Raw genomic sequence first — 15,240 nt, forward strand, 5'->3', positions numbered from 1 at the left:
ATGTTAGTTCAAACATTTAACCCTTTTGGTAACTTAGTGTTATCTAGTTTAATAGCAGCAGTACCCATTATTCTATTCTTATTATGTTTAACTTTATTTAAAATGAAAGGTATATATGCTGCAATTACAACATTAGTTGTTACACTTCTAATTGCCATCCCATTCTTTAAATTACCAGTAGGTATCGCAACTGGTGGTGTAGTTGAAGGTTTCTATCAAGGTATTATTCCAATCGGTTATATCGTTATGATGGCCGTATTGCTTTACAAAATTACACAAGAATCTGGTCAATTTAATACAATTCAAGATAGTATTACAAGTATTTCTCAAGACCAACGTATTCAATTATTATTAATTGGTTTTGCATTCAATGCATTTTTAGAAGGTGCCGCAGGGTTTGGTGTACCAATCGCTATTTGTGCATTACTATTATCACAATTAGGTTTTAGACCATTACAAGCCGCTATGTTATGTTTAGTAGCAAACGCTGCATCAGGTGCTTTTGGTGCGATTGGTATTCCAGTGGGTGTTGTAGATACACTTCATTTACCTGGTGGCGTACACGCTATGGGCGTGTCTCAAACATCAACATTAACTCTAGCAATTATTAATTTCTTTATTCCGTTTTTACTCATTTTCATTATTGATGGTCTAAAAGGTATTAAAGAAACATTACCAGCGATACTAGTCGTATCTATTACTTATACTTTGTTACAAGGACTTTTAACAGTATACAATGGACCTGAATTAGCTGATATTATTCCACCACTAGTAACTATGGGCGCTTTAGCTTTATTCTCTAGAAAATTCCAACCAAAAAATATTTATCGAGTGCAGAAAGATGTTGAACCAGAACCAGTTAAACATCATAAAGCAAAAGATATTTTTTATGCATGGAGTCCATTCGTTATTTTAACTGTGATTGTTATGATTTGGAGTGCACCATTCTTCAAAAACTTATTTTTACCAAACGGTAAATTAGCGTCATTAGTATTGAACTTTAATTTGCCAGGCACATTTAGTGATATTGCTCATAAACCAATCACATTAAGCTTTAACTTTATTGGACAAACAGGTACAGCTATTTTAATAACTATTATTATTACGGTATTAATGGCTAAAAAAGTAAGCTTTGGCGATGCTGGTCGTTTATTCGGGGTTACTTTCAAAGAATTATGGTTACCAGTTTTAACAATTTGTTTCATCTTAGCAATCTCTAAAATCACAACTTATGGTGGTTTGAGTGCTGCAATGGGACAAGGTATTGCAAAAGCTGGAAATGTCTTCCCAGTCTTATCACCAATCTTAGGTTGGATTGGCGTATTTATGACAGGATCAGTGGTTAATAACAACTCATTATTTGCACCAATTCAAGCATCAGTTGCGCAACAAATTGGAACAAGTGGTTCTTTACTTGTAGCTTCAAATACAGTTGGTGGTGTAGCTGCTAAATTAATCTCACCTCAATCTATTGCGATTGCTACTGCTGCAGTTAAAGAAGTAGGTAAAGAATCTGAATTACTTAAAATGACATTACGTTACAGCATTGGATTATTAATCTTTATCTGTATTTGGACATTTATCTTATCACTAATATTATAGATATCAACGCATCATTGAGAATAAGAAAAGGGTTGGAACGAAATCTCGTTCCAACCCTTTTTTAATGTTTAGGATCCAAGAGAGAGAAGATACAAATCAAAAAGATCATGTGCCACTTGAAAAATAAAACTAGTCTTTTTTAAAGTTTTTATTGATGATTGATTGCTTGCATAAACGTTTTATATATTGAATTAGAAGAATATTGTTCAACTGTGTTATTTCCATGCGTAAGCATGTCTTGAGAATGATCAATATGATTCATAGCAATATCAATATATTTGGCTAGTGATCCTGCATCGTTGTAATTGGCTAAGTAACCATTACTATTATGTTCAATCAAGCTTTCTGGTCCAAGCGTACCATTAAAACTAATAACAACATTATCTTGAGCCATGGCTTCTAAAAGGACCATTCCAAACCCTTCATTTCTTGAAGGAACTACAGTTATTTTACTGTGAGCAAGTTTGTTGTTTAGCTGCTGTGTAGCAGGATGAATTGTAATTAAATCATCAAGCTTATTTGTATTGATTAACTGTTGTAAATGATGACGTTCTTGCCCATCTCCGTATATTTCAACAGTGAAATTTAGCTTTCGTAAATCATCTTGGATACGTCGAATGCTCTCAATTAAAAGGTCAAAACCCTTCTCATATTCCAGTCTTCCAGCACTTATAATAATATTCTCTTTTAAAACATTCAATTTATGATTATTTACAATATTCGGTACTGTGAAAACAGGTGTATCAAGATGTTTTTCATAATTTTTCTGATCATGATGCGTTAATGTAGTGACAAGATCTAAACCTTGATAAGCATTTAATATCTCATGTTGATAGTCTTGCGGATGGGCTTCTAAATTCATGTGTTCCATCCCAACCGTCAACACATTTTTAGGACGATATTTTGATATTAAAATATTAAAACTCGCTCTAGTTCCAACTAATATGTCAGTGTCTACTTGCTTAATTGCTTTGATCATTTTGTGTTCTACATATTTCGAAAATTGATTTAACCCAGGTTCAAATTTTGAGAGATGTGTGGGTTGTAAAAAGGGGCTAAATTTGTTTAAACGGTTCATTATAATTGAAACAACATTTTGAGGTTTCATACGATAATCTACTAGGTTTTTAATTTTTATGTCTTCATTAATTTTGAAATACGGTTTGTCTTGAGCTCTAAACACAGAAATGATTTCAACATGATGTCCTTTATTTGAAAGTGTGTTTGCTAACTCGGTAACAGCCTTAACTGTTCCACCTAGTGCATAAATATTATGCATTAAAAAAGTAAATGACTTCATAAATACACCTCGATTTGTTCATAATAAAAAATTATAGCATGTATCTAAAGTTCCTAATAGAAATATCCATATCGCTTCAAAGTTTTTAACCACTTTGAAGTTCTTAATGAGTGAGAATGACACCACATTGATGTAAATCATTGAATAATTAGTGTAAACACTTTTTTCATAGTAAGATTATGTATATAATTAGAGTAGTTATAAAAAAGTCGATTTACGTTATTGCGTAAAATTAATATTAAAAATTTTTAATAAATAAAGAAAGCGTTTTAATTTATTAAGCCAGGGTCTTATACCTATCGACTGAAGATGTGATTAAAAAGGGGGACTGTATTGTTATGAGTTCACAACATAGCAAAACAGATGTCATCTTAATAGGTGGCGGGATAATGAGCGCAACATTAGGAACACTATTAAAGGAATTATCTCCAGACAAAGAAATTAAAATTTTTGAAAAATTAGAACAATCTGGTGAAGAAAGTTCTAACGTTTGGAATAATGCTGGTACAGGGCACTCTGCATTATGCGAATTGAATTACACAAAAGAGGGCAAAGAAGGTTCTGTTGATATTACTAAAGCAATTAAAATTAATGAACAATTCCAAGTATCAAAACAATTTTGGGCGCATTTAGTAAGAACAGGACAATTAGAAAACCCAGGCAATTTTATTCAATCCGTGCCACATATGAGTTTTGTAAAAGGTATTTTTAATGTAAGATTTCTTAAAAACAGAGTCGCAGCATTAAAAGAAAATATCCTTTTCGAAAAAATGGATATTACAGAAGATCGTGAAAAAATTAAAGAATGGGTTCCATTAATGGTCGAGGGTAGAACATCTCACGTGCCAATTGCATTATCACGTGATGAAAGTGGTACAGATGTTAACTTTGGTGCTTTAACTAAAAAATTAATTTCTAATTTAAAAGAAAGAAATGTTGAAGTTACGTATAAACAAGAAGTTCAGAATATTGAGAAGTTAAATAATGGCAACTGGAAAGTTACCGTTAAGGATTTGAATTCTGGAAATGTACAAACATATGAATCAGAATTTGTCTTTATTGGTGCAGGTGGAGCGAGTTTACCACTATTACAAAAGACAGGTATTGAACAATCGAAACATGTTGGTGGTTTCCCAGTAAGTGGTTTATTCTTACGTTGTACTAATAAAGAAGTTATTGAAAAACATCATGCGAAAGTATACGGAAAAGCGGATGTGGGTGCACCACCAATGTCTGTACCACATTTAGACACTCGCTTTGTCAATGGAGAACGCGCGTTATTATTCGGACCATTTGCAGGGTTCTCACCTAAATTCTTAAAAACAGGTTCTAATTTAGACTTAATTCGTTCTGTAAAACCAAATAACGTCATTACAATGCTATCAGCAGGTGTAAAAGAATTTGATTTAACTAAATATTTAGTTTCACAATTAATGCTTACACATAAAGATCGTATGAATGATTTACGTGTCTTCGTTCCTAACGCGAAAGATGAAGATTGGGAAGTTATTGTTGCTGGACAACGTGTTCAAGTGATTAAAGATACTGAAGACAGTAAAGGTAATTTACAATTTGGTACCGAAGTGATTACTTCAGATGATGGTTCATTAGCAGCTTTATTAGGAGCGTCTCCAGGTGCTTCTACAGCAGTAGATATAATGCTTGATTTATTACAACGTTGTTATAGTAATAATTTTGAACAATGGGTTCCTAAAATTAAAGAAATGGTACCATCATTTGGTCTAAAATTAACTGATCATGAAGATGTGTATCGTGCTGTAAATAAAGAAATTCAAAAATATTTAAACGTTAAATAATGACATAAGTCTGTATATATAACAAATTATTGGCTAGCTACTCTAAATGAATTATAAGAGTAACTAGCCAAATTTTATTTAACCCTTTTATTTAGTTGTCGATTGATTTCTGTAACGTATTTTTTGTTTTTAAAGTAAGATTTTATCCAAATCATTAAATAGATAATGATGAAATAAAATGTGAATATCAAAATGTTTTCAATTTTAAATGAAAACCATCCAGCTAAAATGCCAATTGGTAGCAACCCAATATAACTAAATATGAAATGCAAAATCGTTGTGCGTGTGATACTCCAGTCAGTATGTGTAAAAATGAAATTTGTCAGATAAAAAAGCACGCCAATTAATAACCATAATATAATAGATATAAGCATGACAGTTGGTTCAGTAAAATGAGCATAATAAAATTTTCCTAATGTAGATATAGGAGATAAAGGGTAATATTCTCCTTCGGCATGAATATAACTAAAAATGATAGATAGCGTTAGTCCAATTAACAAAGGGATACTTAGAAATTTGTATAATTTTGTCATAACGATAATCGCTCCTTTATCGATTTTAAATATCTTCTGGAGGAGTATGTGAAATCGGAATCTTTCAAATACATTCTAATGAGCCCATTTGGTTCCATATGAAGTTTTTCAATTTTATCAATATTAACTATTTCAGATTTAGAAATTCTAATAAAAGAAGTAGGTAATTTAGCTTCTAATTCATACAATCGTTCTTTTATTTTGAATTGATTCATACCTTTAATTGCCACTACCTGATTATTATAAGTTCGAAAACTGACAATCGATTTAATGTCTAGTACATAAATCGCATCCTCATATTTACCATATAACTGAGTCACACGATCTAAATCTTCAATACAAGACATAATTTGTTGAACATCTTCATCTAACGATGGTGCATGAATGGCAACAAATTTTTCTTTTTCATCAGGTGATATATGCAGTCTAAGTTTCATATTTTAACCTCCCCCATAATTTAATTTAATCATGATAGGGTGCTTTTTTTAGTAAAAATAAGTATGCGGTAGTTCTCACTGTGTAAGTGGTTCAAATTATTACATCAATTGCATACATGCAATATATTTATAAGTTAGATGTCAGTCTAATCGTAAAGGTGGTACCTTGTTGTACATCACTAGAAACATTAATTTCGCCTTGGTGTAATGTAATAATTGATTGCGTAATTGCTAGTCCTAAGCCATTACTATTATCTTGCTCATTAAGTTTATAAAATCGCTCAAATAGATGTGATTGTGTTTCTGAAGGAATCGTATTTCCTTCATTATTGACACTAAGCAAAATGGAATCATTATTGTCATGAGAAAGACGAACTTCAACTGTACCACCAATTGAAGAATACTTAATTGCATTTTGAATGAGATTAGCGAAAGCTTGATGTAATAAACGACTATTTCCTTGGAAATAAATATCACTTAAATCAGACAACAACATTAAATCTTTATTATCCAGTTCGAATTGCTCATGACGTATTATTTCTCTAATCATCGTAGTTAAGTGTATATGATTATCAAAGTGTAAATGATTTGCATTATCTAGTTCTGATAGGAGAAGTAATTCCTTAGTGAGATTACTTAATCGAGTTACTTCGTCATGAATTTCATCAATATACGTCTGTCTTTTTTCTTGTGTTGCTGTAAATTGTAATTCTGTAAGTAAACGTTGAATATGTGTTAAAGGTGTTTTAATTTCATGTGAAACATTTTGAACGAAATGTTGGCGCATATCATCAACTTGTTTTAGTGATTGACGCATCGTATCAAATCGATATTGTAATGTTCCGATTTCATCTTGACGGCTTTGATGAATAGGGGTATCAAAATCACCATGCATTAAACGTTCAGTCGCTTGTTTAAGAATTTTTATCGGTTTAATAATTGCATAAGTAGATGCAATCACAAGTGTAATTGAGATAGTAAGTAAGAATAATAGTAATACGGTTAAGAAAGTACGAAATTCACTAAACGTTTCGCCAATGTCGGGACGCATAAATACTGCAAGTGTTTGGCTATGATGTTCAAAACTTATACCAACAGTATTATCTGTTTCATTATCAAAAAAGCCAGTAACAAAAAGCTCGAACGGCTTTTCTTTAATACCATGATAATCTTTGCCGTTTAGTACTTGTTTAATTTGAGAACTACTAAGTGTATCTTTACGATAAGGATGCCCATAAAAAGATTTATGGTTTTGGTGATCAACAGTCATAATCTGATAGTTCATCTTACCTAAATGTTTAAAATAAGCATTTAAATTCGTATTATCTGAAGTTTCATAATAATGTCGTGCATCTTTTAATGTTCGCATAATCTTAGTGTCATTATGTGATTTTAAATTGTAGTGGTAGTATACATTAGCTAATAAAAAGCTAATTAATGCACTTAACAATATAACTGTAATTGTATAGATAGCAATTCGTGTGTATAGTGATTTAAACATAGCTAGCCACCCTATATCCTTGACCTCTGATTGTTTGAATTTCAATTGTAGCGCATAATTTAGATAAACGTTGACGTAGTCGCTTTATGTGTACGTCAATTGTCCGCTCATCACCTTCATAATCAAATCCCCAAATTTTCTCAATTAAGGTGTCACGTGTGAAAATATGTTTAGGTTGTCTACATAATAAAAATAATAATTGAAACTCTTTGGTAGGTAAATTGAGTTTTTTAGTATCTACAGAAAGTTCCATAAATTCTTCATTTAGTGTGACATTGCCAATTTGAATGATACTTTGTGCATTAATTTTATAGCGACGTAATACAGCACGTATACGAAATAGAAGTTCTTTTACTTCAAAAGGTTTAGTTACATAATCATCAGTGCCACTTATAAAAGCACGTTCTTTATCGCTCAAAGCATCTCTAGCAGTCAACATGATTACTGGAATATCATAATCATTTTTCAAAATTTGACATAATTCAAAACCATCTAGTCCATTCATCATAATATCAACAACTGCAATGTCAACTTGATGATGTGATAAATAATTTAGAGCAGCTTCACCACTTGAATGTGTAATTGTTTGAATATTATCCAATTCGAGATGTTGTGACACATAATGCAATATTTTAGCATCATCATCTACGATTAAACACTTCACCATATCTATTATTCTCCTTTATTTTTTTATTACTATAAGAATATCACGCTTATTACACAAATGTAGCCAAAGTTCATACTCAGTTCATATTTCAAGATTAAGCTTAATTTTGAAAATAGAAGTGGGAGGAATAAAAATGAATTTAGCATGGAAGGAAATGAAGTTTTATAAATTCCGTTATACATTAATTATGCTAATAATCTTCTTATTAGGTAGTATGGTGCTATTTATAAGCGGTTTAGCACAAGGATTAGCAAGAGAGAATATTTCGTTTTTGAGTAATATGCCAGCACAACAATATATTGTACAGGATAATAAAGAACCTAAAATCGAAAGTTCACAATTAACTCAAAATCAAAAAAATGACATTCAAAAATTTATAAAGCAAGAACCAACTCAGCTGAGTACCCAAACATTAAAACTTAATAAACAAGACCAAGACGTAATGGTATTTACAACACCACATCACTTATATCCAACGCTTAAAAGTGGTCAGTATCCAAACCATAAAAATGAAATTGCAATTAATGAAAAACTTACAGGTGAAAATATTAAAGTGGGCGATATCATCACATTTAAAGGTCATGATAAACCGTTTCGAGTAAGTGGAATTCTTGATGAAGCAATGTATGCACATAGTTCAATGGTATTAATGAATAAAACAGGATTTAATACGTTAAATAAGCAATCAGCATCATTTTACCCAGTGACGCATTTAAATAAAACGAATACACATCATATAAATGCGATTGATGGAGTTAAAGTAGTGAATCAACAAGTTTTAACAGATAATATAGCAAGTTATAAAGCAGAACAAACACCGCTTAATTTAATGATTATAAGTTTATTTGCTATTACGGCAATTGTGTTAAGTGCTTTCTTTTATGTGATGACGATACAAAAGATTCCACAAATTGGAATACTTAAAGCCATTGGTATTAAAACTAAGCATCTACTTTTAGCACTGCTGCTTCAAATTATATTAACCACAATGATTGGTGTAATTATAGCGACACTAGTTATTTTCATATTAAACGCATTTATGCCAGTTACTATGCCATTTTATTTAAATTATAATAACGTCTTATTAATGATTATTGTTTTTCTAATCGTTAGTCTCGTTGGCGCATTATTATCTTTTATAAAAGTGATTAAAGTGGATCCAATAGAAGCGATAGGAGGAACAGAATAATGACTTTACAAATAGAACATATTTCAATGGAATTTGGCAGTGGCTCAGCCGAAACAAAAGTTTTAAAAGATATCAATTTTAAAGTTCAACCTGGAGAATTTGTTATTCTAAATGGCGCTTCTGGCTCAGGTAAGTCTACGCTTCTCAATATCATTGGAGGATTATTAACACCTACCAATGGAGAAGTCTTATATCAAAGTGAATCTTTATTTTCTAAAAATAAAGACAAAACGGCTTTACGCTTAAAAGATATTGGGTTTATTTTTCAATCAGCGCATTTAGTGCCATATTTAACAGTTGAAGAACAACTTGTCATCGTTGCAAAAGAAGCGGGAATCAAAACTAAAGTAGCCAAAGATAAAGCTAAACGTTTACTTGAAAGTATTGGTTTACAACATCGACTAACGGCATATCCACATATGCTATCAGGTGGTGAGAAACAACGTGTTGCAATCATGAGAGCTTTTATGAATCAACCTAAAATTATTCTAGCTGATGAACCTACAGCAAGTTTAGATGCAGAACGTGCAGTTAAAGTAGTCGAAATGATAAAAAATCAAGTACAGGACCAACATATGGTAGGGATCATGATCACACATGATAAAAGACTTTTTGACTATGCAGATCGTGTTATTCGATTGGAAGACGGATTGATAAAATAAACAAGAAAGGAACAGTGAGTCTGGAACATAAACAATATAATCATGCTATTTTGCAAATTAGCAGTAGCTGACTGAACTGAGAAGGCGCTTAAATCAATCTTTTCTCAGTTCTAGTCATGCCATGCGGGGGTGAAATAATGAATTCGAATTGAATTCTGTTTCACTCCCGTTTGTTCCTTTTTAATTTAAATATTAAATTTTAAAATAGCACATAGATTGATGAAAAGAATAAAATAGCAAAGTAAATCGTTAATAGCAATTTATATTGATACATAAGCGCTAGGAAATCACGTATAAGTGCAATGTTAAAGAAATGATAAGGTGTATGACTTCCTATTCCATCCATTTTTAAATTCAATTTTTGCGCAAAGCGAAGCCCTCTAAGAATATGAAATTGACTTGTAACGCATAACATTTTAGGTTTGTGATTAAAACGGGAATGAATCATATCTCGTGAGAAATAGAAATTTTCATAAGTACTTGTCGATTGATCTTCCATAATAATAGAAGATACAGGAATACCATGAGCAACTAAATAACGCTTCATTGCAAGAGACTCAGGTATTGGTTCATCTGGACCTTGACCACCACTCACTAAAACGAGGCAATGACTTTTTTGATGCTGATATACTTCTAAAGCACGATTTAATCTATCTGCCAGCATTGGTGTAACACGTTCTGTAAAAATACCTGCACCTAAAACCATAATGATATCGTATTGATTGTTGGTAGTGATACGACCTAATGATGAAGACCAGGCTAGATATATAACAAATGAGAAGAACGCACTAAACGTAATCATAGTAATCCATAAAAATATACCATTTATGATAGGTATAGGTATGGTGCTAATATATATGAGTATTGCAATAAATAAAACACCATGTATCAAATGGTTACTCATTTTAAATAAAAATCTTCTTCCTTTTTCAAATGAAAATAGATGCGAATGTTTAATAATTAATCCTAATATGGCGATAATAATGATAAGTGTTAATAATGTAGGAATAGTCATTGTTAGTATATTTATAATTGTGATGAGAAAGCATAATGTAACCGTTGTAATAAACACTGTTAAGTTAAGGAATTTATTAAAGTTAAAAAGGACACCTAACAGTATTATGAGAACAATTAGTGACAGTATTGTTGTTAGCATGATAGTAACCTCGAGTTTCTTTATATATTTAAATGTAATTGAAAACGTCATATTTTAGCAACTATTATCTTCATATAGTGGTTTTCAAGGGTAATGTTTATTGATATTATTTAAAAGTGTATGTAGAAAATAAATGCAAATAAATAAGGAGCAATTGAATGAGCAGAATTTCTAAAAATCACATCGAATTTATGAAGCGCTTTATAGATGATACAAACACGTTAACTGCTAAATTATTGAAAGATCAACAAAGTAAATACGGTATTTCAATGGAACAATCTAATGTGCTGAGACTGCTAAGTCATTATCATGCTTTGTCTATTTCCGAAATTACTGAGAAACAGGGGGTCAATAAAGCTGCAGTAAGCCGACGCATAAAAAAATTGATGGATAGTGGTTTTGTAGAATTACAAAAGTCCAATGACAAAATCGATCAAAGACTGAAATATGTGATTTTAACGGCTAAAGGACGCCAATATACTGAAGAGAATAATGAAATCGTAAGTCGCATTGTAAGCGATATGGTTGAAGATTTATCAAGTAAAGATATTGAAAAAGCGCTTAGTGTTCTCTATGTCATTGACGAAAGAGTCAAAAACTTTAATGCTAAAGTTTGAAAAATATAAAATAAAGTTAATGGAAAATCCATTTTCAAGAAGCGAATACATAATAAAATTGTTATTTCATAGTAGTAATTAGTGTGAACGTGAGTATTGAATATTATATAATAGAAGATATACCCTAAATATGATGAAATTAATTTAATTATAAATATTGAAGATATGCGAGGGGAAAGTTGGTGACTAAATGAAAGCATGTCCGAACTGTGGACAGAAAATTGATGATGAATACTTAAGTAAATGTCCAAATTGTGGGAAAAAATTAAAAGACAAACAAAATAAATCCCCTCAATCTAATGCATCTAATATCAAACTTAGAAGATTCATTCCATGGATTATTGTTGCTTTTATTATTGTGCTATTAATTATTGTTTTTATGTTGGTAAGAAACTATAATTCTCCAGAAGCACAGACCAAAATTCTAGTTAATGCGATAGACAATAATGATTCACAAAAGGTTGCAACGTTATTAAGCACGAAAGATACACACATCGATTCCGATGATGCAAGTGTCTATATAAGCTATATTAAAAGTGAAGTAGGAATAAAGAAATTCTCGAGAGATATTCGATCTACGGTTACAAAACTCAATAAAAATGATTCGAAAGAAGCTACATATTTAAAAACGCGAGCTGGTAATAATTATTTACGCGTTAGTAAGAATGGTACGCGCTTTTTAATTTTTGATAATATGAGTTTTTCAGCTCCTACAAAAGAAGCTGTTGTTAAGCCAAAATTGAAAACAACATATGAATTTAGAGACGGTGGCAAAAATAAAACAGTCGTAGCTGATGCAAATAAACAAACGTCTCTTGGTAAATTTATACCAGGTATTTATTCTATTGATGCTAAAAAGGAAACGGAATATGGCAACTTTAGTGGTCAATTGAAGTTTGATTTCAGATATGGCAAGAGCAATACTGTCGAAGTCAATGAAAACTTCAATGAAGCCCTTTTAACTGTTAAATTAAAAGGCAAAAGTGACCTAGATAAAGATTCACTTAAAGTTAAAATTAATGACAAAGAAATGAAGTACGATACATCAAGAGAATATGGACCATATCCACAAACCAAAGACATTATCGTTTCGGCTTCTGGTAAGGCTAAAGGTAAAACCTTTAAATCAGAAACTAAAACGATTAAAGCACGTGATTTAGGTAATATAAATAGTGCAACTTTGGATTTCGATAAAGAAGATATTAGTGATTATATTGAACAAAAAGAAAAAGAAGAAAATAGTTTGAAAACAAAATTAAGTAATTTCTTTAGTAATTACTCTTTATCTTTAAATACTGCTATTTCTCAAGAGAATTTTAATTTAGTTAGCACATTTCTAAAAAATAATTCAAGTATATATAAGACTTTAAAAAATAACTTGAATGATTCAATGGAAATGACAAGTCCTCAAATTGTTAGTGCTTCTCAAGATGGAGATACAATTAAAGCTAAAGTATTGAATTTGAATCATTTAGGACAGTATGAAACGACGAATTATGAATTAACTGAAGATAGTGATAATGATAGTTATCAATTAATTAATTCGAAATAAGGAGTGGGATGAGAGATTCATTTGTGAATCTTCACCTACTCCTTACCTATATAATCATGAAAAAATATATTAAAAGGACGGGACTTGAATGGAGATGAAACAAACGCAAAAGAAAAATTCACCATTATTTATTATAATTCTGGGTGCTTTAACAGCTATAGGTGCATTATCAATAGATATGTTCTTACCTGGCTTACCAGAATTGAAAAATGACTTTGATACAACAACAGCTAATGCGCAATTAACATTATCACTTTTTATGATTGGACTAGGATTAGGTAATTTATTCGTAGGACCAATTTCAGATAGTATAGGACGGAAAAAACCTTTAATCATTGCAATGATTATTTTTGCTTTAGCAAGTTTGGGCATTGTCTTTGTTGATAATATTTGGATAATGGTCTTATTAAGATTTGTTCAAGGATTTACCGGTGGTGCTGGCGCGGTCATCTCTAGAGCGATAGCTAGTGATATGTATAATGGTAACGAATTAACAAAATTCTTAGCCTTATTAATGTTAGTTAATGGTGTAGCACCGGTTATTGCCCCTGCATTAGGAGGCGTTATTCTTAGTTTTGCAGTCTGGCGTATGGTATTTGTAATATTAACAATATTTGGTGTATTGATGGTTATAGGGTCATTATTTAAAGTTCCTGAATCATTATCCAGTGAATACAGAGATAAAAGTGGTATTGGCATTATATTTAGCAATTTTAAAAGTTTATTATCAACACCGCGCTTTGTATTACCAATGTTGATACAAGGTGTAACATTTATTATGTTATTTAGCTATATCTCTGCATCACCATTTCTAGTTCAAAAAATTTATGGCGTGTCAGCTTTACATTTTAGCTGGATGTTTGCCGGAATCGGTATAACTTTAATAGTATCTAGCCAAATTGCTGGGAAGTTAGTAGATTATTATCATCCACAAGTATTATTACGCGTCATGACGATCGTCCAAATTGTTGGTGTTATTATAGTAGCTTTAACATTGATTAATCATTGGCACTTTGCTCTCTTAGTGATTGGCTTCATAGTATTAGTTGCACCAGTAACTGGGGTAGCAACTTTAGGTTTTTCTATTGCTATGGATGAACGTACTACTGGAAGCGGTAGTGCATCAAGTTTATTAGGTTTATTACAATCGTTATTAGGTGGCATTGTGACGCCGCTTGTTAATTTAAAAGGGGAATATAATAGTACGCCATATATCATGATTATTAGTATTACAGCTATCATATTAGTTATATTGCAATTACTTAATATGAAAGTGTTCAAGCATAAAAAAACAAATTAACATGCCTATTAAATATTCGGTTTAATAAAGGAATGGTATTGAATTGACATGTTAAAGTGCCTGATTAATTAGAACATAATGACATACGAAATCCATTGATTTATAGAATGGATAGAAATTAATGGGTTAAAATGATTCCAACGAAAAATGACTAGAATTAAGAAAACACTCATATCGAGCGTTTCTTAGTTCTAGTCATTTATTACTAATTTACATGTTTAACTTAAAATATTAATTTCCTTTTGATATCGACTTTAATTAAATTTATCGTTGCAACTTAAGTGTATTGGCTAATAAGGCACTCGCTACTTCTTCGGGACTTTCTATACATCCTAATCTTAACCAATTAATGATAACACCTATCTGACCACTCATGGTGTATGTAATGAAAAAGGATTTATTTTGAATAGTAGTATCGTTTTCACCTAATATTTTTGCATAATAATTTTTAGTGATATCGATATATTCTTTAACTAGATCTTTATTTGGATGAGAAATAAAGATAGCATGGTAGAACGCTTTTTTACGGTAGATATATTTTAATATGATGTTAAAAAATTTATGGACTTTTTCAGGATTTTTTTTGATACTATCAAAATTATAAGAAAAGGCAACAAGTAGGTTCTCGTATTTGCTTAAATGATAATTTTGAATTTTAGTTAATAAATCATATTTGTCTTGGAAGTTATCATAGAATGTCGAACGATTTACATTGCTAGTTGCACAAATCATTTTAATAGAGATACTTTCAAATGGATATTCCTCTAATAAGTCAATCAAGCCTTTTATAATTTTATATTTTGCTTTTTGTTTCATAACGTCACCTATTTTATTCGAAACTTCAACTAGCCGACAATTTCTTGATAATTGTTGGTGTTTTTTTAATGTACATGTCTTTATAATATTA

The 15,240-nt window shown here is 31.0% G+C and carries 14 protein-coding genes; 7 read left to right on the forward strand and 7 right to left on the reverse strand.

The window, feature by feature from the left end; translation table 11 throughout:
- Positions 1-1,602 carry an L-lactate permease gene (locus HYI43_03255; protein UDI77614.1) on the forward strand — a complete coding sequence of 534 codons (1,602 nt, stop codon included), beginning with the start codon at positions 1-3 and terminating at the stop codon, positions 1,600-1,602.
- 148 nt (positions 1,603-1,750) lie between these two features.
- On the opposite strand, the gene HYI43_03260 is transcribed toward HYI43_03255, so the two are convergent.
- Positions 1,751-2,902, reverse strand: coding sequence for a glycosyltransferase family 4 protein (locus HYI43_03260; GenBank protein ID UDI77615.1), 1,152 nt, complete (start codon positions 2,900-2,902; stop codon positions 1,751-1,753).
- 338 nt (positions 2,903-3,240) lie between these two features.
- Here HYI43_03260 and mqo point away from each other — a divergent pair, with 338 nt between their 5' ends.
- Positions 3,241-4,719, forward strand: coding sequence for a malate dehydrogenase (quinone) (gene mqo / locus HYI43_03265; GenBank protein ID UDI77616.1), 1,479 nt, complete (start codon positions 3,241-3,243; stop codon positions 4,717-4,719).
- 74 nt (positions 4,720-4,793) lie between these two features.
- Here the strand turns inward: mqo and HYI43_03270 are convergent, their stop codons facing one another.
- The 4 genes from HYI43_03270 to HYI43_03285 all read right to left on the reverse strand — a co-directional run bounded on the left by HYI43_03270 (position 4,794) and on the right by HYI43_03285 (position 7,857).
- Positions 4,794-5,252 (reverse strand): DUF3021 domain-containing protein, encoded by a 459-nt coding sequence (locus tag HYI43_03270; protein ID UDI77617.1) that lies wholly within the window; start codon positions 5,250-5,252, stop codon positions 4,794-4,796.
- A complete protein-coding gene (locus HYI43_03275) occupies positions 5,249-5,689 on the reverse strand; it encodes a LytTR family transcriptional regulator (protein ID UDI77618.1) in 441 nt (146 codons plus the stop codon). Before HYI43_03275 ends, HYI43_03270 begins: the two co-directional genes overlap by 4 nt.
- A 127-nt stretch (positions 5,690-5,816) precedes the next feature.
- Entirely contained in the window at positions 5,817-7,190 is a 1,374-nt protein-coding gene (locus HYI43_03280) for a HAMP domain-containing protein (protein ID UDI77619.1), read from the reverse strand.
- Positions 7,183-7,857 carry a response regulator transcription factor gene (locus tag HYI43_03285; GenBank protein UDI77620.1) on the reverse strand — a complete coding sequence of 225 codons (675 nt, stop codon included), beginning with the start codon at positions 7,855-7,857 and terminating at the stop codon, positions 7,183-7,185. The genes HYI43_03280 and HYI43_03285 overlap by 8 nt, the downstream gene beginning before the upstream one ends.
- A 133-nt stretch (positions 7,858-7,990) precedes the next feature.
- Between HYI43_03285 and HYI43_03290 the strand changes: the two genes are divergently transcribed.
- The gene (locus HYI43_03290) at positions 7,991-9,046 is read left to right on the forward strand and encodes an ABC transporter permease (GenBank protein ID UDI77621.1); all 1,056 of its coding nucleotides are present in this window, start codon (positions 7,991-7,993) and stop codon (positions 9,044-9,046) included.
- A complete protein-coding gene (locus HYI43_03295; protein ID UDI77622.1) occupies positions 9,046-9,708 on the forward strand; it encodes an ABC transporter ATP-binding protein in 663 nt (220 codons plus the stop codon). The genes HYI43_03290 and HYI43_03295 overlap by 1 nt, the downstream gene beginning before the upstream one ends.
- A gap of 199 nt (positions 9,709-9,907) precedes the next feature.
- Here HYI43_03295 and HYI43_03300 read toward each other — a convergent pair whose 3' ends face one another.
- Positions 9,908-10,864: a YdcF family protein gene (locus HYI43_03300; GenBank protein UDI77623.1), complete on the reverse strand. Its 957-nt coding sequence runs from the start codon at positions 10,862-10,864 to the stop codon at positions 9,908-9,910.
- A gap of 158 nt (positions 10,865-11,022) precedes the next feature.
- Between HYI43_03300 and HYI43_03305 the strand changes: the two genes are divergently transcribed.
- The 3 genes from HYI43_03305 (at position 11,023) to HYI43_03315 (ending at position 14,333) form a co-directional block, all read left to right on the forward strand.
- A complete protein-coding gene (locus HYI43_03305) occupies positions 11,023-11,481 on the forward strand; it encodes a MarR family transcriptional regulator (GenBank protein UDI77624.1) in 459 nt (152 codons plus the stop codon).
- A 190-nt stretch (positions 11,482-11,671) separates the two neighbouring features.
- Entirely contained in the window at positions 11,672-13,033 is a 1,362-nt protein-coding gene (locus HYI43_03310) for a hypothetical protein (protein UDI77625.1), read from the forward strand.
- A gap of 88 nt (positions 13,034-13,121) precedes the next feature.
- Complete coding sequence (locus HYI43_03315) at positions 13,122-14,333, forward strand: multidrug effflux MFS transporter (GenBank protein ID UDI77626.1); 1,212 nt, start codon at positions 13,122-13,124, stop codon at positions 14,331-14,333.
- A gap of 264 nt (positions 14,334-14,597) precedes the next feature.
- Here HYI43_03315 and HYI43_03320 read toward each other — a convergent pair whose 3' ends face one another.
- On the reverse strand, positions 14,598-15,149 hold the full coding sequence (locus HYI43_03320) for a TetR/AcrR family transcriptional regulator C-terminal domain-containing protein (GenBank protein UDI77627.1): 552 nt from the start codon (positions 15,147-15,149) through the stop codon (positions 14,598-14,600).
- Positions 15,150-15,240: the final 91 nt, after the last annotated feature.

Origin of the sequence: Staphylococcus taiwanensis (genome assembly GCA_020544305.1) — a bacterium.
Taxonomy (GTDB): Bacteria; Bacillota; Bacilli; order Staphylococcales; family Staphylococcaceae; genus Staphylococcus; species Staphylococcus taiwanensis.